This window comes from Flagellimonas algicida (genome assembly GCF_049629585.1).
Taxonomy (GTDB): Bacteria; Bacteroidota; Bacteroidia; order Flavobacteriales; family Flavobacteriaceae; genus Flagellimonas.
In genome coordinates this window covers 1,654,060-1,673,270 of record NZ_JBMYIX010000001.1, presented here as the reverse complement: position 1 = coordinate 1,673,270, position 19,211 = coordinate 1,654,060, and the positions used below count along the sequence as shown (strand labels likewise).

The window sequence follows — 19,211 nt, the reverse complement described above, 5'->3', positions numbered from 1 at the left end:
ATTAATTAATGCTGAACGTGGTGCCGTCCTTTCCATCCTTTAATTGGATGCCCAAGGTGGTCAATTCATCCCTAATTTTGTCCGAAGTGGCAAAATCCTTGTTGGCCCTGGCTTCATTACGTAGTTCAATCAGCAATTCCATGACACCGTTCAAAGCGTTGGAATCATTTTGGCCCATGGATTGGTTCTCAATACCCAGAACATCATAAACAAAACTGTTCATAGTGGATGCAAGCAAAGCTTTGTCCGCTTCAGTGATGGTTTCGTCACCTTCCTTAATCAGGTTGATGTGTTTTACGGCATCAAAAAGATGTGCAATAAGGATGGGGGTGTTGAAATCATCGTTCATGGCATCGTAGCATTTTTGCTTCCATGCTTCCACATCAAAATTAGAGGACGTGCCCGTTTTTAAACCTTCCAAACAGTTTAGGGCATCCATCAATCGGTTGTATCCCTTTTCCGAAGCCTGGAGCGCATCATCACTGAGGTCCAAGATACTGGTGTAGTGGGCCTGCATCATGAAAAAACGTACTGTGGCAGGGGAATAGGCCTTGCTCAAAATGTCGTTGTTACCACTTATGATTTCAGAGGGATAAATATTGTTGCCCGTGGATTTGGACATTTTCTTTCCGTTAAGGGTAAGCATATTGGCATGAAGCCAATATTTTACAGGAGATTTTCCTGTGCTGGCCTCGGCCTGCGCAATTTCGCATTCGTGGTGCGGAAATTTTAAATCCATTCCCCCGCCGTGAATATCAAAGGTCTCCCCCAAATATTTGGTACTCATGGCAGTACATTCCAAATGCCAGCCTGGGAAACCATCGCCCCATGGTGAAGGCCAGCGCATGATGTGCTGCGGTTCGGCTTTTTTCCAAAGGGCAAAATCCTGCGGATTTTGTTTTTCATCCTGGGCGGTAAGCTCACGGGTGTTGGCGATCATATCTTCCAACTTCCTTCCGCTCAACTTTCCATATTCGTGGTCTTTGTTGAACTTGACCACATCAAAATACACGGAACCATTGACCTCGTAAGCAAATCCTTTTTCCAGGATTTCCTTGATGATCTCTATCTGCTCAATAATGTGCCCTGTTGCCGTGGGCTCTATGCTTGGGGGCAATAGGTTGAATTGCTGCAGGGTGTTATGGAAATCCACGGTGTAGCGTTGTACCACTTCCATGGGTTCAATCTGCTCCAACTTGGCTTTTTTGGCAATTTTGTCCTCCCCGTCATCGGCATCGTTTTCCAAATGCCCTGCGTCAGTAATATTCCGAACATAGCGAACTTTATACCCCAAATGTTTAAAGTACCTGAAAATCATATCAAAGGACATAAAGGTGCGGCAATTGCCCAAATGTACATTGCTATACACCGTTGGGCCACATACATACATGCCCACATGGCCTTCGTTTATGGGTTGAAAAACCTCTTTTTTTCCAGAAAGTGAATTGTGTACTTTTAGATTTTGATCTTTAAAAAGTTGCATTTAAAAAGGTAGGATTAAAAGTCGGTATCCAGGTTAATGTAATCCAAAAACTCCCGTCTTACGGCTTCATCTTTGAATTTTCCACCATATTCAGATGTCACTGTGCTGCTTTCAATATCACGGATTCCCCTTGAATTTACGCAAAGGTGTTTTGCATCAATAACACAGGCTACATCTTCGGTGCCCAGTACCCTTTGCATCTCTTTCACGATCTGGATGTTCAATCGTTCCTGTACTTGGGGCCGTTTGGCATAATAGTCCACAATACGGTTCATTTTGGAAAGCCCTACCACCGTACCGTTGGAAATATAGGCAATGTGTGCCCTTCCCACGATGGGCAATAAGTGGTGTTCACAAGTGGAATACAGCACAATGTTCTTTTCCACCAACATTTCGCCGTACTTGTATTTGTTTTTGAATGTGGAGGATTCCGGCTTTCTTTTGGGATGCAATCCACCAAAAACTTCCTTAACGTACATCTTGGCCACTCTTTTAGGTGTTCCGGCCAAGCTGTCATCATCCAAATCGAGGCCGAGAGTCAACATAATTTCACGTACACTTTTCTGTATCCGTTCAATTTTTTCCTCATCACTCAATACAAAAGCATCTTCCCTCATAGGGGTCTCGGTTGAAGAGCCAACATGATCGTTGCCCCTATCTTCATACTGTTCTTCCAATGCCTGCTCTATTTTCATAGCTGTTTCTTCAAGAAAGCAAAGATATACATTAATGAACTATTTAACATCTGATAGCGGGGGTTTGACAACATAAATTATTGTTAAGGAGGGGGACTTTCTACTTTTATAATGCCCAAACCTACAGTCTTTTATGGTAAAACCCGTTTTAAAGATTCTATTATGTTGTCTGTTCTGGCAATTTGGATATGCCCAAGTATCGCCGGATTGTGCCACCGTTATTCCCATTTGTAACAACACGCCCATTAATGGGGGGACCAATGGTTTTGGTACGGATGACTTCTATGGGGCCGCTTCTAGCGGTTGTTTGGAGCAGACTGTCTCGGGAACCATAGAATCCAACTCGGCATGGTACCGTTTTCGTACTGGGGCATCAGGGCAATTGGGGTTCAATATTGGACACAATAGCTCGGAAGACTGGGATTTTGCACTCTACCAAGCCAGTGATTGCAGCTCATTGGGAGAGCCTATTCGATGTAATTTTTTTGATAATAGCGACTCCAAAAGGTTTATTGGAGTGGGGGTAGACCCAACGGGTGATGAGGAATCCGTCCACTATGAAGATTGGCTCCAAGTGGAACCTGGACAGGATTACTATCTGTTCATCAACAACTTTAGCAATGTCAATTCTGGATTTTCCATACAGTTTACAGGCGATATTTGGTTGACCAATCCCTATGATGCCTTGGACTGTTCCATCATCAACAATCTTTTGGGGCCACCGATAGCTGCTTGTGCGGATGAAACCGTGGTGTTGGATGCCACCACCTCTGGTGCGGTAAGTTATGAGTGGTACAGGGATGCGGGCAGTGGATTTCAATTGATCTCGGGAGCAAATGCTTCTACCTATACCGTGCCGAATTCTGCGCAATACCGGGTTGTGGTCGCAACCGGGACGGGTACCATTATAAGTGATGTCCAAGTGGGGTTCAATGCCATTCCTGTCACGGGAACCATGGGTGATGTGGCTTTTTGCCATACACCCGATACCATTTTTGACCTAGAAACAAAAGACGGGGAGGCCTTGGGTTCCCAAAGTCCAAACGATTTTATAGTGAGCTACCATAGTTCGCAAGCTGATGCCGATGCAGGAATAAATCCTTTGGAAAAGCAATACGCTAAAAGCCCTGGGCAAGAAACTGTCTATGTACGGACCACCTCATTGGCCAATCCGGATTGTTATGATGCTTCCGTGAGTTTCCTGTTGGACGCCATTGAGGTCCCGGAACTGACCTTTTCGGAACAGATGGTGATTTGTGAAGGAGCTGGTGCCATCGTCATTGGGGAGACCATGCCTAATCCCAATTATACCTATCAATGGAATACAGGGGAGCAAAGTCCAAGTATCATGGTTTCCCAAGAAGGGGAATATACGGTCACCGCTACCCATACCTCCAGTGGTTCCTCTTGCGAAACCACCAAGACCATTACCGTGAATATTTCAGAATTGCCGGTGATAACGGATGTGGAAATCGATGACTTTAAACCGAGGAATACGGTTAGAATCATCACTGAAAGCAATACCGAATTGGAATACCGATTGGATGATGGGGATTTTCAGTCCAGTAATACCTTTGAAGATGTCCTTCCCGGAAGGCATGAAGTCACCATGCGCGATATTTATGGGTGCGGTGAGGTCAAGGAAGATATTGTGGTGGTAGGCTATCTGTCCAGCTTTTCGCCAAACGGAGATGTGCTCAACGAACAGTGGCATGTGGAAGGGCTTTCAGAATTGAGCTCGCCCATAGTCACTATTTATGACCGCTATGGTAAATTGATCAAACAGATGACGGAGTTTGATGCTGGATGGGACGGAAACTTGAATGGTCAGCCATTGCCCTCCACCGATTATTGGTTCAAATTGTCCTATTTGGATGATAACGGTAATAGAGTGGACGCCAAATATCTTCAGAGCCATTTTTCTTTGGTACGGTAGGTGAAATGCATTTCATCGATTAACGGCATATTTTTTCGACAAAAAATACTAAAAGGGCTTACTATGGAGTTATAGAGGTTATATGTAGCATAACCTTTAGCCCCAAAAATTCTATGAGAGCTCTATTTAGCGCTGTATGTTGCTTTTTACTTTCCTTTTTGGCAGCAAGCGCTCAAAACTCCCCAGATTGTAGAACAGCTATTCCTGTGTGTGCAGATGCCCCTATTATGGGAACCACTGATGGGAGTGGAGATATTGACGATTTTGACCCCGAGGTAATCATCCAGACAGGTTGTTTGGAAAAAGGGAGCAATAGCTCGGCCAATATTGAGCACAATACGGGCTGGTACGTTTTTAGGGCAGGTACCGATGGGCAAATTGGATTTGATATTGAAGCGCTTCCCAGTCCGGGTGGTATTATTACGGCAGAGTGGGATTTTGCGGTATACGGACCTTTTGACCAGACCACGGGACAAAATTTTTGTACCATAGTGGGTGATGGAACCGCCCAGCCCATTCGATGCAATTACGAGACCAATGATACCGGTTTTACAGGAATTGGGGTCAACCCCGTGGATGGTAGGGAAGGAGCTCCCTTTGTAAAACAGAGCCAAAATACCTATGATGAATGGCTGGATGTCACCGCGGGTGAAATCTACTACCTGTACATCAACAATTATAACACCAATTTTGATGATGACCCAGAGTCGTTTATCCTGACATTTACCGGTACTTCGGTGGATAACGATCAAGATACGGCCTTGGATTGTACGCTTCGGGATGAATTTTTGGGCTTGGATATTTCGGCCTGTGAAGGTGACCCGGATATTGTATTGAGTGCACTAAACTCTCCTGCCGGTCCAAATATTACCAATGTGACTTGGGAGCTTGATGCCGATGATGACGGAACGTATGAAACCGTTCTGGCCAGTGGACCCACTGAGGTGGAATATACAGTGACCAGTCCCAATTCTGGACGATATCGAGTAACCATTGAACATACCTTTGGTGCTCCTATTACGGATGATATTTTAATCACGTATTATGGTATCCCAAGTTTAACGGTAACCATTTTGGATGATTTGGTATACAGCGACCAAACGGACCCCTATAACGTTGAGTTTGTACCCGATGGGGATGGGGATTATGAATATGCCATCAATGGCGGGGAATTTCAGGACGACCCCATTTTTATGGATGTACCTCCCGGAATGAACGAAGTGGTCATCAATGATAAGAATGGATGTGGCATGTCGGACCCGATTCCGTTTTTGGTGGTGGGCTATCCCAAATTCTTCACACCCAATGGGGATGGAGTGCACGATAGCTGGAATGTGTATGGTATTGACCAGTTGTCCAATCCAACGGTATTCATCTTTGACCGCTATGGTAAATTGTTGAAGCAGTTGGATATCAATGCGGGTTGGGATGGTACGTTCAATGGAAGGGACTTACCTTCTTCGGACTATTGGTTTAAGTTGGAATATGATCGTGATGACCAAGGGGTATTGGTGGCGCGGTCCGTTCGCAGACACTTTTCCTTGGTGCGCTAAAAAGAAAAAGGCCGGAATTCCTCCGACCTTATATTTTTTCAAAATGCTTTATGTTAGAACTTGACCGTATATCCCAAGGAGATATTGGTGTTGATTCTATTGATCATGGCTGCGTTGTTGATGCCGGAATCAAACAGGAAGGTATTTACATCCTGTTCTGTTCGGCTAAAGGCCAAGTCCAGTCTGCTTCCGCCAAAGCTGTAGCCAATACCGCCGGAGAAACCATTTAGGTCCCCGATGATCTCCCCATTTTCATAAGGACTTTGCTCGTAGCGATATCCTGCTCTTAAACTCACTTCATCAATACGGAATTCCCCACCCAATCGATAGGTGTTTACAACACCCAAGGCGTCAGCTATAAAATCGTTTTCCGAAGAAAAATTTGGATCTGATGTAGGTCTGAGCTCCGCCTGGGACATGTCTTGGTATCCATAGTCAAAACTCAACAGGCCATCCTGTCCAAATACAATCGCAACGCTTCCGGTAAGTTTACCCGGGGTCTTGATTCGATACTCTTCGTATAGGTTCACGATACCAAAGTCAATAAAATTGATGTCGGACACCGCCAATGAAGAGTTGATGCGCTGTGATGTGTCATCCGTCAACTCATACCAAGTAGGGGATTGATAGCTACCGCCAACACGGACACTTTCGTTCAATTTGGCAATGGCGCCCAAACTGAAAGAAAATCCATATCCCTCTGTGTGCAAAAGATTGTCAAAGGTGGTGAATTGCACGGGTGAATCCTGATCGTATCCAGTTTCATCCATAAGTGTGACTCTATCGTACAAAATATTATGGAAGTTCAGGGAAGCCCCTAAATAAAGGTTTTCTTGGTATTGCCCAGCAAAGTTCACGGTGAACTTGCTGTTGTAACCGCTAGTGCTCTGTCGGTATTCCTGATTGACACTATTGTATTCCGCATTGGAAAAATAGGAAGTGTTGTTATCATCGTCCACGGTAGGTTCAATAATACCTGCTTGAAACCCGAGAAAGGCTTGTTGGGCACCAAACCCAAGACCGGAACCAATGTCCAGATAGGCGTCCTCGATAAATTCGCCCTGTTGTACACGCAAGGGGCCAAGGGCTTGTCCTTGCGCAAAGTTTAAGAAGTAGTTGTCTATGCCCAAAGCGGTATTTCCTTCGGCAACAAATCTGTCATCAAAGTTTTGGACCATGTCATAGTTAAAGGCCAATGCAAGTTTCTGCCATGGACTGTTTGCGGATTTGAATACCAAAACCCCACCAATCTGATTGAATTCCAATGAGTTATCCGTTGTATTTCGAAGGCTGTTCCCAAAAAGGGCATCATTGTTTCTGTGATAGTTGGACCCGGTGACGCTCAGTTCACTAAAATTGAAGACCGCAGAGCCGGCAGGGTTCACATTCAAGGCCGATAAATCGCCACCAAGTGCGCCAAATGCACCGCCCATGGCTTGGAATCTGGCCGTTCCTTGAATATTTTCGGTACTGTACCGCAAAACGTCGTCTATGGTTTGCGCCGTTGCAAAAGTGCATGCCAATACCATTATGAAAGTTGAGATTCGTTTCATTTTCAATTTTTTAATGAGTTAAGATGGATTTCTGGGATTTACTGTCTTCCGCCACTTCTTCCTGATGAGCGCGAGCCGCCGCTAGATCTACCTCCAGAACTTCTGGAGCTACTACCGGAACTTCTGTAGCTTCCACTGCTTCTGGAACTGGAGCCACTGCTTCTATAGCCACTGCTTCTTGAGCTTGACCGAGAAGAAGATCTGCTATAGTTGCTTCGGCTTGGAGCACTACTTCTGGAAGATTGGTAACTTCTTGTGCTTCTTCCGGAGCTGCGATAGCTTGGTGAGGAAGAGCTGCGGTTCACGGTCCCACTTCGTCTGTAGGTGCCACTGCTTCTTGTGGAAGGAGAGCTTCCGTAAGATCTGTATGTGCTTGAGCCACCGTTGCTATATCTTGGAGTGGTCCGCGTACTTCTGCTGCTTCTGTAATCCCTGTTCCGTGCCATGGCATCGGCGCTTACGGTTCGTCTTGAACCCAAACCGCTATAGGTTCTGGAACTTCTTGAGGTAGTAGCCGTTCTTCTACTTAAATTGGAGCGTCCACTGTCCGTCCTGTATCTTGAGGTGTATCCGCTTGTTCTGGTCCTGGCGGCCAAATTGGAACTTCTTCTAAGAGTTGTTCCGGGAATGGTATTGTACCCTCTTCGAGTACGGTTATAGGCATAATTTCTACCGTAATGGTTGTTGTTGTAATAGGGTCTCCAGCCATAGTTGTAGTATCCACCCCAACCACCATAGTAGCCTGCATATCCCCAGCCACCATAGTATGGGTAACCGCCCCAACCGTAGTATCCGCCCCAGCCCCAACGGTTAAATCTCCAAGGTCTGTTCCAGCCCCATCCCCAGCCGTAGTAAGGATAGCCCCAGCCAAAATTCCAATAAGGGTCGTTCCAGCCGTAAAAGCCACCCCATCCCCAATTGTTGTCATATACATTGATGGTAAGGCTGGTAGGGTTGTCTCCCCATCCGGGGTTGCCATTATAGGTGTTGTTGTAGGCGAAATAGTCGGTTTGCTCACCCAATGGAATGGTGTCGTTTTGCATTTGACTGGAATAGCTATCAATATCGGTGAAGATTTCCTCGTCCAATATTTCGGCATATTCATCAGCCTTTTGGCCAAAATAATCGCCATATATGTTTTGTTCCTGTTCCTCAATGCGCATGGCCTCTGCAGATTTTTTCTCTACACGGACTACGCGGTCACCGCTTGAATAAATGCCATCTTCGTAATAGGAAGCTTGCTGATACGAACCACAGGAAGCCACAAGGAGGGTGGCCACTGGGAGTATGGCAAGAGCTTGAAATTTTCTGTGGGGTATTAACTTTATCATTGCGCAATTTTTATTGTTGAACATATTAAAAATAATTAGTTTTACCGAATTATTTCGCTAATAAAATCACAAGTTTTGTGCCAAACTATAGTAGATGGGTAAAAATTTAACGAGTAGAGCAGAGGATTATTCCAAATGGTATAATGAACTTGTCGTAAAGTCAGATTTAGCTGAGAATTCGGGAGTTAGGGGATGTATGGTCATTAAACCCTATGGTTATGCCATATGGGAAAAGATGCAGGCCCAATTGGATAAAATGTTCAAGGAAACGGGTCATGAGAATGCTTATTTCCCCTTGTTCATTCCTAAATCTTACTTAAGTAAGGAGGCAAGTCACGTAGAAGGTTTTGCGAAGGAATGTGCAGTGGTTACCCATTACCGATTGAAGAATGCGGAGGACGGTAGTGGGATCATCGTGGATGAGGATGCCAAGTTGGAAGAGGAGCTCATTGTGCGTCCTACTTCCGAAACCATTATTTGGGATACGTATAGAAGATGGGTGCAGTCCTACCGCGATTTGCCCATTATGGTGAACCAATGGGCCAATGTGGTCCGATGGGAAATGCGTACGCGGCTCTTTTTGCGCACGGCCGAGTTTTTATGGCAAGAAGGGCATACGGCCCATGCCACTCGGGAAGAAGCCGTGGCCGAAGCGGAACAAATGATGAACGTATATGCCGAGTTTGTTGAAGAGCATATGGGTGTTCCGGTAATGAAGGGAACCAAGACCGCCAGCGAGCGTTTTGCAGGAGCGGAGGAAACGTACTGTATCGAGGCATTGATGCAAGACGGAAAAGCACTCCAAGCGGGAACCTCACACTTTTTGGGGCAGAACTTTGCCAAGGCATTTGATGTGAAATTCGCCAATAAAGAAGGAAAACAGGAATATGTATGGGCTACCTCTTGGGGGGTTTCCACACGACTCATGGGAGCCTTGGTCATGACACACAGTGATGACAATGGTTTGGTGCTTCCGCCTAAACTGGCACCCATTCAAGTGGTGATTGTGCCTATTTATAAAGGACTGGACCAGCTGGATGCCATTTCTGAAAAAGTGGAACCTTTGGTGAAGGAGCTACGTTCCAAGGGTCTTTCAGTAAAATACGATAAAAGGGATACCCATAAACCGGGATTCAAGTTCAATGAGTATGAACTGAAAGGAGTTCCCGTGCGTTTGGCCGTTGGGCAACGCGATTTGGAAAATGGGACCTATGAAGTGGCTCGAAGGGATACCATGCAAAAAGAGTCCGTAAAGGCGGAAGATGTTGTGGAAAAGGTGGTGTCCCTTATGAACGAAATCCAAGAGAACATTTACAATAAAGCCCTTGCGTATAGAAAGGAGCATATCACCCAAGTGGATACCTACGAGGAGTTTAAGCGTGTGATTGAGGAAAAGGGTGGATTTGTCTCCGCACATTGGGACGGAACGGCCGAAACCGAAGAGCGGGTAAAAGAGGAGACCAAGGCTACCATTCGCTGCATTCCATTGAATGTGGAAAAGGAAGAAGGAGTCTGTATGGTAACCGGAAAACCATCAACCCAAAGGGTATTGTTTGCAAAGGCTTATTAAGTAGGTGCAAAAAATAATAATTACTGTTGCAAGACTTAAAAATAGTTGTATTTTTGCATCCGCAATTGTGCAACCTTATGGCCCGTTCGTCTAGGGGTTAGGACGCCAGGTTTTCATCCTGGTAACAGGGGTTCGATTCCCCTACGGGCTACAAAGTTCAATGGAATACTGGAAAACACTGGTCTTTGATCAGGTTTTCAAATTAATTACGGCCCGTTCGTCTAGGGGTTAGGACGCCAGGTTTTCATCCTGGTAACAGGGGTTCGATTCCCCTACGGGCTACAAAAAAAGGATTTAGAAAGTATAAATTTAGGCAATGGCAAACCATAAGTCAGCATTAAAGAGAATCAGAAGAAACGAAGCAGTACGCTTGCGTAATAGGTATCAGCACAAAACCGTGCGTAATGCCATCAAGAAATTGCGTAGCGAGGAAGACAAGAAAGCTGCAGAGGCTTTGTTGCCTACTGTTGTTGGAATGATCGATAAATTGGCGAAGAAGAATATTATCCACGCCAATAAGGCTTCCAACTTGAAAAGCAAATTGATGAGCAGAGTTGCAGGAATGTAACATTTGCCATAAATCAGTATAAAAAAAGCTCCCGATAAGGGAGCTTTTTTTATGGTCTAAACTTTTTTATTCTTCTTTGGATTGTGTTCAACGGAAGGCTTTTCTCTGTCCTAGCAACAAACCAATGATAAAAAAGGAATACAAGATTAAAATGAGAAAAAGTAAGGCGCTTCGCAAATGTAAATAGAACCATAAGTTGGCATTGGTGTGGCCAATCAGTAATATATAGGGTACTGTCAGGTAAAAGATAAAACTGCCCACACTTATCCAAAACAACAAATTGTTTTTTTGGGGATAGGGATTGATTTCCTGTCTTTTTTCCTTAAAGTAAAAAATGATGCTCATGATCAAAACCCAAGATCCTACAATGTCTCCATAGAAGAGGCCTTCATAAAAGGGGTTTTTAAAGAAAATGTTTACCACATACCCCAATAGCATCACCATGACCCCGTATCGTATCCATTTTTTATACTGCTTGGATTGAATGGTTTTGTAGTATATCCGACAGAAAAACAAAAATGTAATGATCTGGTAGATATTATAAATGATGATATTGCGCCAAGCGTACCGCTCATCCGAAAAGAACTGGAAATCTTCATAATATTTAATAAAATAGCCGAGCAACTCCGTAAAGAAGGTGTAGGCAATGAACATGGGTAAGTATTTTAAGACGGTGTCAAAATACCGTCTATACGTAAATACCGATATCAGCCATGTCAATAAGTACAAAGGAAGATAGTACTGATCCTTTAAAAAAGTGTAGAGCTCTTGGACCATGACGGTCTATTAATTAATAATCAGTCCATGGTGGAGGGGATGAGTTCCCTCTGTTCAGGGCAAGGCTTTGTTCTCCTGCGGCACTTGCGGGGCTACTGAGACTGGGCACGAAACTGGCTTGCGATTTTTGTTTGTTGTCCAAGGTACTACCCACTTCGGTTTGCCCTACGGCATTTTTGATGAGTTTTGCTTTGCCATCGGCACCAATATAGAATCCGTATTCACCGCCATCTGCTTTCATGGCAGGAACGATAAAAATGGAATTCTGTCTGGGATGCACAATCTTTTTTCCATCAGGGAAATCTTCCTGATCTGGATAATTGGCAAAATAAAAACGAAGTGAGGAAATGTCCACTTGCGCATTTTGGGCTTCTTGCTCCAAGAAAGCCATGTATTGTTTGATCTCTTCGTAGCTGAATGCGGTGAACCGGGCAACTTCAAACTTGCTTTCCGGGCTGCGTTCTGCTTCAAACTGTTGAATGATTTCAGCCCTGTTCTTGGTGTAATTATCGTACAGGGACTTTGATTCTTCCAAGGAAATGATTCCTTTGGGGGGCTCAATCCTTTCTTGGGATTGTTCAGCGGCATTGGATTCTGTGGATTCTTCCTTTTTTGGAGCTTGCTGACAGGCCCCAAGCATTAGTAAAAAAGCACCTAGAGCAATAGCTGCTATTTTTTTGTTTTTTTTCATCTTTTCAAAGTATTAAAGTTCGGTTTTGAGGAAACGATTTAAAGATATGCTTTTTCTTTAAAACGGGTAAAGAAAAAACCCTCAGGAATTTTCCTGAGGGTTTTTAAATTATTGAATTACAGTATATTGAAAAATAACTATTCATTCATGGTCAATAGGAACTCTTCGTTGTTCCTGGTTTGCTTTATACGCTGCTCCATAAACTCCATGGCTTCCACAGGGTTCATGTCCGCCAAATACTTGCGCATGATCCACATCCGTTGAATGGTATTTTCATCCAACAATAGGTCATCTCTTCGCGTAGAGGAAGAAATAAGGTCGATGGCAGGGAAGATCCTTCGGTTGGAAATACGTCTATCCAACTGAAGTTCCATATTGCCCGTACCCTTGAATTCCTCAAAGATAACCTCGTCCATTTTGGAGCCGGTCTCTGTCAATGCCGTGGCGATGATGGAAAGAGATCCACCATTTTCAATATTTCTGGCCGCACCAAAGAACCTTTTGGGCTTGTGTAGGGCATTGGCATCAACACCTCCACTCAATACCTTTCCGGAAGCAGGCTGTACCGTATTGTAAGCACGGGCCAAACGTGTGATGGAGTCCAAAAGGATCACTACATCATGACCACATTCCACCAATCTTTTGGCTTTGTCCAATACAATATTGGCTACACGCACGTGCTCGGAAGCCTCCTTGTCAAAGGTAGAGGCAACCACCTCGCCACGTACATTACGTTGCATGTCGGTAACCTCCTCAGGACGCTCATCAATCAAAAGGATGATCTGGTATACCTCGGGATGGTTGGCGGCAATGGCGTTGGCAATATCCTTCAAGAGCATGGTCTTACCCGTTTTGGGCTGTGATACGATCATACCACGCTGTCCCTTACCAATAGGTGAGAACAAGTCCATGATCCGTGTTGAGATAGTGCTTTGTCTTTCTGCCAATTTGAATTTTTCCTTTGGGAACAAAGGTGTCAAGTGTTCAAAAGCAACACGGTCACGGACCACTTGGGGATCCAAACCGTTGATTTTGTTCACCTTGATCAAAGGAAAATATTTTTCACCTTCTTTCGGAGGTCTAATGTTTCCTAAAACTGTATCTCCAGATTTTAGACCAAACAATCTAATTTGGGATTGTGACACATAAATATCATCGGGAGAGGAAAGATAGTTGTAGTCCGAAGAACGCAAGAACCCGTATCCGTCCTGCATAATGTCCAATACCCCTTCGCTCTCAATAATGCTGTCAAACTCAAACTCAGGCTCTTTATACCTGTTTTTCAAGTCTTTGTCAAAATTGCTGTTCTTTTTGTCGTGCGAATTGTTTTTTTGGTGTTGGTTGTTTCTCCTATTGTTTTGTCCCTTTTGTGGACTATTTTGTTTGTGCTCTTTTTTGGGAGCATGTCCTTTGGTTTCTTCTTTTTTCTCCTCGGAACCAGTTTCTTTTACATTCTCAGTGGTTTCTTTGGGGGTGTTTTTTTGCTCCTGGGCCGGAGCTTGCGCCTTGGGGCGTGGAGTTCTTTCGCGTCGGGGTTTTGGAGCTGCAGCTTTTTTCTCGGGAGCAGCTGCGGTCTCTACTACCGCTTTTGGGTTGGATGCCTGTACATCAAGAATTTGGTATACCAAGTCCAATTTTTTTAAAGACTTGAATTTGGGGACGTTAAGACCCTTTGCAATTTCTTGCAGTTCAGGAAGCTTTTTAGCTTTTAGATCTGAAATCTCGAACATTAAGTGATGAATAAGTTAAACGTGTCTAAATCTGAAAATAATTGAAGTAAAAGTTATTGGGGTGCTACTGGAGGAAAGATTTCCTGGGTAAGTACTTCGCTAATAACGCCACAAGTATACAAATTATTTTTTAAGAATATGGGCTCATTTTTCAAAAAGACGCCTATTTTTGCATTTCCAAAGCAATTTGCACAATGATTCAACGGATTCAGACGTTTTTTTTGCTGGTAGTCGCCCTGTTGACGGGTGTACTTCCCTTTTTTCTGAATTTGTGGGTAACGGTTGATGGTGCGGAAATCTATGCCCAAAACGAAGTGTTGGTCAGCATTGTGTTTTATGTATCTGCGGTCTTGGCCGTAGTGTCCATTTTAATGTATAAAAACAGACAAAATCAATTTGTGGTAAACAGATTGAATATGATATTGAATCTTTTTTTACTAGGATTTTTCGTTTATCGGTCGCTAAGTCTATCCGGAGAGACCCAGGTCTCTGAGAAGGGTATTGGGATGCTGATTCCTGTATTTTCTATCGTTTTTCTGGTCCTGGCCAACAGGGCTATCAAAAAGGATGAAGATCTTGTAAAATCTGTTGATCGCTTACGTTAAACCTAACATCTTAGTAGTATTAGTGCGAAGAAAATCCCGGCCTTGGTCGGGATTTTTGTTTTTCGGCTATCGTTGTCCCAATTCAATTACCTCCAAATCCGAGATTTTATCCCCGTCTATCACAAACCTGAGCATGGTTCGTATTTGATGAAACCCATGTTTGCCGCATGCGCCGGGATTCATGTGAAGCAACCCTAGTTTTTTGTCGTTCATCACCTTTAAGATATGGGAATGCCCACAGATGAATAGTTTTGGGGGATTATTGCGAATCTCATCCCGTACCCTGACATTATATCTGTTCGGATAGCCCCCTATATGCGTGATCCATACATCCACACCCTCACACATAAACCGATTGTTTTCTGGAAATTCCTTTTGAATCACATGGTCGTCAATGTTGCCGTGTACCCCACGAACAGGCTTTAAGGCCTCCAATTGGTCGGTCACCTCCAAACTTCCAATGTCCCCTGCATGCCAAATTTCATCGGCCTGCGCCGCATACTTTAAGATGTTGGAATCTATATGTCCGTGGGTGTCCGAGAGTAAAAGAATCTTGGTCATAACGCTAAAAATATGCTAAAAAATAGAGCTTGGGTTCGTGTTGGGTGGGATTGGATTATCTTTAACAACTTAAAAGTAAGGGATCCCTTTGAGATATTTTATCCAATTTTCCTATTTCGGGAAAGCATACCACGGATGGCAGAACCAACCCAATGCCATTACCGTGCAGGAAGTGCTTGAAAAAGCCTTGTCCACCCTTTTGCGACAGAAGTTGAGCGTCGTGGGAGCGGGCAGGACCGATACCGGTGTGCATGCGAAGGAGATGTTTGCCCATTTCGATTTTGATGAGATTAGGGACAGGGAAGAATTGGTGTATCGACTGAATGCTTTTTTGCCCGAAGATATTTCCGTTCAGGGGATATTTCGAATGGTTCCCGAGGCCCATGCCCGGTTTGATGCGGTTGAACGTACCTATGAATATTGGCTGGTTCAGAAAAAGAGTCCTTTTTATTTCGATTTTGCCCATTATGCAAAGCATTCCCTAGATTTTGAAACGATGAACCAAGCCGCTTCCCTTTTATTGGGGCATAAGGATTTTGAGTGCTTTTCCAAATCCAACAGCGATGTAAAGACCTTTTTGTGTGATGTGAAAGAGGCTGCTTGGGAAAAGAAGGACGATAAATGGGTGTTCACCATCACGGCAGATCGTTTTCTAAGGAACATGGTGAGGGCCATAGTGGGAACGTTGTTGGATGTAGGGATGGGGAAGATAAACCCTGAGGATATCAACACGATATTGGAGAGCAAGGATAGGGGTGAGGCAGGGGTATCCGTCCCGGCAAAAGGATTATATTTGACCAAGGTTTTATATCCAAAAGAACGATTTGATGAGCAAAAGTGACGAAATAGGAAAAGCATTTGATTTTGGCCTGTTCAAACGGGTTTTTGCACACACCAAACCCTACAGGGGCATCTTTTGGGTAGTGGCACTTGCGGCCATACTTTCAGCAGCTTTTGCAGTGGAAATTCCCATCTTGGTGCGTGACATCGTCAACGAGGCTTTGGAAAACAAGGACAGTCAAAAATTGTTGATCACCATACTTTTTATGTTGGCGGTATTGGTGGGGCAGGTGGTCACCCAACTCTTGTTCAGCTATTACGCCAACCTTTTGGGGGAATCCGTGATCAAGGATATCCGTATCCGTCTTTTTGAAAAGATGATGAGCTTTAAAATGACCTATTTTGACAACTCCTCCATTGGGGTTTTGGTCACAAGGGCCGTGGCCGATATGCAACGTATCGGTGAAATTTTCAGTCAAGGATTTTTTATGATCGTGGCCGATGTCCTCAAAATGTTATTGGGTGCGGCGATTATGCTCTATACCAATTGGAAGCTGGCTTTGATCGTTTTTGCCATCTTACCCGTGATCTTGATCGCTACGCGTTTGTTTCAGCAAGCCATGAAAGTGGCTTTTATTGAGGTTCGGGCGCAGGTGGCCAACCTCAATTCCTTTGTGCAGGAACGCATCGCGGGAATGAAGATCGTACAACTTTTTAACCGAGAGGAAATCGAAAAGGAAAAGTTCAGGGTCATCAATGAGAAACATCAAAATGCATGGCTCAAGACGGTTTGGTACAACTCCATCTTCTTCCCAGTGGCCGAGATATCCTATTCCATAGGAATTGGTATGGTGGTTTATTTTGGGGTGATCCAGAATATTGAAAATGTGGCCCTCAACGATACAGGTTCCATTTTTGCCTTCTTTTTCCTGATGGACCTTTTGTTCCGTCCGTTGCGACAGATTGCCGATAAGTTCAACACCCTTCAAATGGGAATGGTGGCTGCCAACCGGGTGTTCAAGATTTTGGATACGGATAGCCATATTGCCGATGAAGGCGATGTGGAAAAAGCAGAAGTCAAAGGAGATATCGAGTTCAATGATGTACGGTTTGGCTACATTAAGGATGAAGAGGTGCTCCATGGCATTTCTTTTAAGGTGGATGCCGGTGAAACCGTGGCCATTGTTGGGGCAACCGGAGCTGGAAAATCCACTATCATCAATCTGCTCAACCGGTTTTACGAGATCAATTCAGGTTCGATTTTAGTGGATGGTATCAATATTCAAGAGTACACCCTAAAATCCCTGAGGTCCCATATTGCCATTGTATTGCAGGATGTCTTCCTGTTTGCGGACACTATAGCCCATAACATTTCATTGCGTGATGAGTCCATAACCGTGTCCCAGATAGAGGATGCCGCCAAGCAAATAGGAGTACATGATTTTATTTCCAGCCTTCCCGGTGGATATCAATACAATGTGAAGGAAAGGGGTTCTATGCTTTCCAGTGGACAGCGCCAATTGATCGCCTTTTTGAGGGCCTACGTAAGCAATCCAAGCATTTTGATATTGGATGAGGCCACCTCTTCTGTGGATACGTATTCCGAACAATTGATTCAACAGGCCACGGACAAGATTACCGAAGGAAGAACGTCCATCATCATTGCCCATCGACTCGCCACCATTAAAAAGGCCAGCAAGATCATTGTCATGGATCAAGGGCAAATCGTTGAAATAGGCACCCATAAAGAGCTTTTGAAAAAAGGAGGGTACTACAGCGACCTATATGAGGCGCAGTTCTTGGCCGAAGAAGTTGCTTGATTTTTATGCTCTAAAATCCTCTAGGGATACTCGTCCCGTGGCCAAGGAAACGAACAAAATTAGTGTTCCAATGACCAGCATGAGTATGGTAAAGAGAATGAGGTAGATAAAACCACGGAGAAAAGCACTCCAAAAACCAATTTGATATATTTTTTTGAATACATAGAATTGGTAGGTTACTGTCAGGAGCAAAAAAATCCAGGTAAAAAGGTCATATCTTAGGTTTGTTAACCCAAATAACGGTAGGCAAACAATCACTTGAACCATGGAAACCTGGCCGGTGATATAGGCATTGGCCACCAAATGTTCCGTGAAATTCATTTTTTTCTTGTCAAAAAAAAGGAACCACGTCATCAAGGCATACATCGGGACGATCAAATAGGTAATGATACTCTGATAGTCGAATATATAATCCATATTCGGTGTTTTCCCATTGCGGGTGATGTTGCCCGGTGTCAAATCAATGTGATATACATTCCGAAGCACAAAAAACAGAATTCCCACCAACGTTATGGCTATGGCAAAGTAGCTAAAGGGACTCATGTGTTTTTTTCTGGTTCCAGAGATGTAACCAGTGATGACACGCTCTGGTTGTGTGAAGAGATGCCTGAAAGTTTTGAATAGGGTATTGTCTAGATTAAAGACCAGATAGACTAAATCCTGAGTAACGCTTTTAAGGGTGAGTCTATCGCGAACTACTTTCGCGCCACAAGAAGGGCAATAACCATAGTCAGGATGTAAACTGGTTTGGCAATTTTTGCATTCCACTATTCAAGGTCTTTTTTGATGAGGGCAATTAACTCTTCCACATTTTTAAAAGGAATGAATTCCCCATTTTTGATGTAGGAGATGGAACCGGTTTCCTCACTCACCACCAGACAAACAGCATCTGTTTTCTCTGTAATGCCCACGGCGGCTCTATGCCTCAAACCAAAACGCAATGGAATGTTTCGATCATTGGAAACGGGCAAAATTACCCTTGTGGCTGTAATAAAATTGTCCTGGATTACTATGGCGCCATCATGGAGTGGGCTGTTCTTGAAGAAAATACTTTCCAGAATAGGTTGGGTGATCTCAATGTTCATGACATCTCCAGTAGACTTGACGATATCCAAGGAATTGTTGCGCTCTATTACAATGATGGCCCCTGTCTTGGTGTCGGCCATACGGTCGCAAGCCCCAACAATGGCGTCCACGTCCGTGTCCGAGGGCATGGCTTCCTGTTTCAAAAACTTGAAATGACGGATAAAGCTTCGCTTGGAAGCCAGATTGGTGGAACCGATCATCAATAAGAACTTCCGGATTTCCTGCTGGAACACAATGATCAAGGCAATAAGCCCAATATTCATGAACCCACCCACCATACTGCTGATCATTTTCATTTGCAGCAGTTCCGTGAGCTTCCACAAGGCCCAAACAATGACGATTCCAATAAAGATATTGATGGCCACAGTGCCCCGCACCAATTTGTACACGTAGTAGAGTAGCGCGGCCACTAAGACAATGTCTATGATATCTGTGATTTTAAACTCGAGAAAATTTAGAAAATCCAACCGCG

At 44.2% G+C, this 19,211-nt stretch carries 17 protein-coding genes and 2 tRNA genes; 9 read left to right on the top strand and 10 right to left on the bottom strand.

The genetic code is table 11. The features are described 5' to 3' along the window. Position 1 precedes the first annotated feature (1 nt). Both cysS and folE read right to left on the bottom strand, forming a co-directional pair. Entirely contained in the window at positions 2–1,483 is a 1,482-nt protein-coding gene (gene cysS / locus ACPD8L_RS07585) for a cysteine--tRNA ligase (protein ID WP_421809919.1), read from the bottom strand. Positions 1,484–1,497: 14 nt separating this feature from the next. Continuing rightward, on the bottom strand, positions 1,498–2,178 hold the full coding sequence (folE, locus tag ACPD8L_RS07580) for a GTP cyclohydrolase I FolE (RefSeq protein WP_116218365.1): 681 nt from the start codon (positions 2,176–2,178) through the stop codon (positions 1,498–1,500). A gap of 133 nt (positions 2,179–2,311) precedes the next feature. Here folE and ACPD8L_RS07575 point away from each other — a divergent pair, with 133 nt between their 5' ends. Together ACPD8L_RS07575 and ACPD8L_RS07570 are read left to right on the top strand one after the other, a co-directional pair. After that, positions 2,312–4,114, top strand: coding sequence for a T9SS type B sorting domain-containing protein (locus ACPD8L_RS07575; protein WP_423942755.1), 1,803 nt, complete (start codon positions 2,312–2,314; stop codon positions 4,112–4,114). Between the two features lie 113 nt (positions 4,115–4,227). Continuing rightward, complete coding sequence (locus ACPD8L_RS07570; RefSeq protein WP_423942753.1) at positions 4,228–5,667, top strand: T9SS type B sorting domain-containing protein; 1,440 nt, start codon at positions 4,228–4,230, stop codon at positions 5,665–5,667. 53 nt (positions 5,668–5,720) lie between these two features. On the opposite strand, the gene ACPD8L_RS07565 is transcribed toward ACPD8L_RS07570, so the two are convergent. After that, on the bottom strand, positions 5,721–7,220 hold the full coding sequence (locus ACPD8L_RS07565; protein WP_423942751.1) for an OmpP1/FadL family transporter: 1,500 nt from the start codon (positions 7,218–7,220) through the stop codon (positions 5,721–5,723). A gap of 38 nt (positions 7,221–7,258) precedes the next feature. Beyond that, positions 7,259–8,551, bottom strand: coding sequence for a hypothetical protein (locus ACPD8L_RS07560; protein WP_423942750.1), 1,293 nt, complete (start codon positions 8,549–8,551; stop codon positions 7,259–7,261). A 94-nt stretch (positions 8,552–8,645) separates the two neighbouring features. Here ACPD8L_RS07560 and proS point away from each other — a divergent pair, with 94 nt between their 5' ends. The 4 genes from proS (at position 8,646) to rpsT (ending at position 10,689) form a co-directional block, all read left to right on the top strand. Continuing rightward, positions 8,646–10,121 carry a proline--tRNA ligase gene (gene proS, locus ACPD8L_RS07555; protein WP_423942749.1) on the top strand — a complete coding sequence of 492 codons (1,476 nt, stop codon included), beginning with the start codon at positions 8,646–8,648 and terminating at the stop codon, positions 10,119–10,121. A 79-nt stretch (positions 10,122–10,200) separates the two neighbouring features. Further along, positions 10,201–10,272: transfer RNA gene (locus ACPD8L_RS07550), tRNA-Glu, on the top strand. 59 nt (positions 10,273–10,331) lie between these two features. Continuing rightward, positions 10,332–10,403: transfer RNA gene (locus ACPD8L_RS07545), tRNA-Glu, on the top strand. Positions 10,404–10,437: 34 nt separating this feature from the next. Next, the gene (gene rpsT, locus ACPD8L_RS07540) at positions 10,438–10,689 is read left to right on the top strand and encodes a 30S ribosomal protein S20 (protein WP_116218360.1); all 252 of its coding nucleotides are present in this window, start codon (positions 10,438–10,440) and stop codon (positions 10,687–10,689) included. A gap of 87 nt (positions 10,690–10,776) precedes the next feature. Here rpsT and ACPD8L_RS07535 read toward each other — a convergent pair whose 3' ends face one another. From ACPD8L_RS07535 to rho, 3 genes are all read right to left on the bottom strand, one after another. Continuing rightward, the gene (locus ACPD8L_RS07535; RefSeq protein ID WP_423942748.1) at positions 10,777–11,466 is read right to left on the bottom strand and encodes a hypothetical protein; all 690 of its coding nucleotides are present in this window, start codon (positions 11,464–11,466) and stop codon (positions 10,777–10,779) included. Between the two features lie 13 nt (positions 11,467–11,479). After that, on the bottom strand, positions 11,480–12,157 hold the full coding sequence (locus tag ACPD8L_RS07530) for a hypothetical protein (RefSeq protein ID WP_116218358.1): 678 nt from the start codon (positions 12,155–12,157) through the stop codon (positions 11,480–11,482). Positions 12,158–12,294: 137 nt separating this feature from the next. Further along, positions 12,295–13,887 (bottom strand): transcription termination factor Rho, encoded by a 1,593-nt coding sequence (gene rho, locus ACPD8L_RS07525; RefSeq protein WP_421809912.1) that lies wholly within the window; start codon positions 13,885–13,887, stop codon positions 12,295–12,297. A gap of 194 nt (positions 13,888–14,081) precedes the next feature. On the opposite strand from rho, the gene ACPD8L_RS07520 reads away from it, so the two are divergent. Further along, the gene (locus ACPD8L_RS07520; protein WP_116218356.1) at positions 14,082–14,492 is read left to right on the top strand and encodes a DUF4293 domain-containing protein; all 411 of its coding nucleotides are present in this window, start codon (positions 14,082–14,084) and stop codon (positions 14,490–14,492) included. A 66-nt stretch (positions 14,493–14,558) separates the two neighbouring features. Here the strand turns inward: ACPD8L_RS07520 and ACPD8L_RS07515 are convergent, their stop codons facing one another. Next, entirely contained in the window at positions 14,559–15,053 is a 495-nt protein-coding gene (locus tag ACPD8L_RS07515) for a metallophosphoesterase family protein (protein WP_293301931.1), read from the bottom strand. A gap of 88 nt (positions 15,054–15,141) precedes the next feature. Between ACPD8L_RS07515 and truA the strand changes: the two genes are divergently transcribed. Both truA and ACPD8L_RS07505 read left to right on the top strand, forming a co-directional pair. Beyond that, complete coding sequence (gene truA / locus ACPD8L_RS07510) at positions 15,142–15,894, top strand: tRNA pseudouridine(38-40) synthase TruA (RefSeq protein WP_423942746.1); 753 nt, start codon at positions 15,142–15,144, stop codon at positions 15,892–15,894. Then, a complete protein-coding gene (locus ACPD8L_RS07505) occupies positions 15,881–17,653 on the top strand; it encodes an ABC transporter ATP-binding protein (RefSeq protein WP_423942744.1) in 1,773 nt (590 codons plus the stop codon). The genes truA and ACPD8L_RS07505 overlap by 14 nt, the downstream gene beginning before the upstream one ends. Before the next feature lie 3 nt (positions 17,654–17,656). Here the strand turns inward: ACPD8L_RS07505 and ACPD8L_RS07500 are convergent, their stop codons facing one another. Together ACPD8L_RS07500 and cdaA are read right to left on the bottom strand one after the other, a co-directional pair. Then, positions 17,657–18,421 carry a DUF3667 domain-containing protein gene (locus ACPD8L_RS07500; RefSeq protein ID WP_423942743.1) on the bottom strand — a complete coding sequence of 255 codons (765 nt, stop codon included), beginning with the start codon at positions 18,419–18,421 and terminating at the stop codon, positions 17,657–17,659. Continuing rightward, positions 18,421–19,206 carry a diadenylate cyclase CdaA gene (gene cdaA, locus ACPD8L_RS07495; protein WP_423942741.1) on the bottom strand — a complete coding sequence of 262 codons (786 nt, stop codon included), beginning with the start codon at positions 19,204–19,206 and terminating at the stop codon, positions 18,421–18,423. Before cdaA ends, ACPD8L_RS07500 begins: the two co-directional genes overlap by 1 nt. Positions 19,207–19,211: the final 5 nt, after the last annotated feature.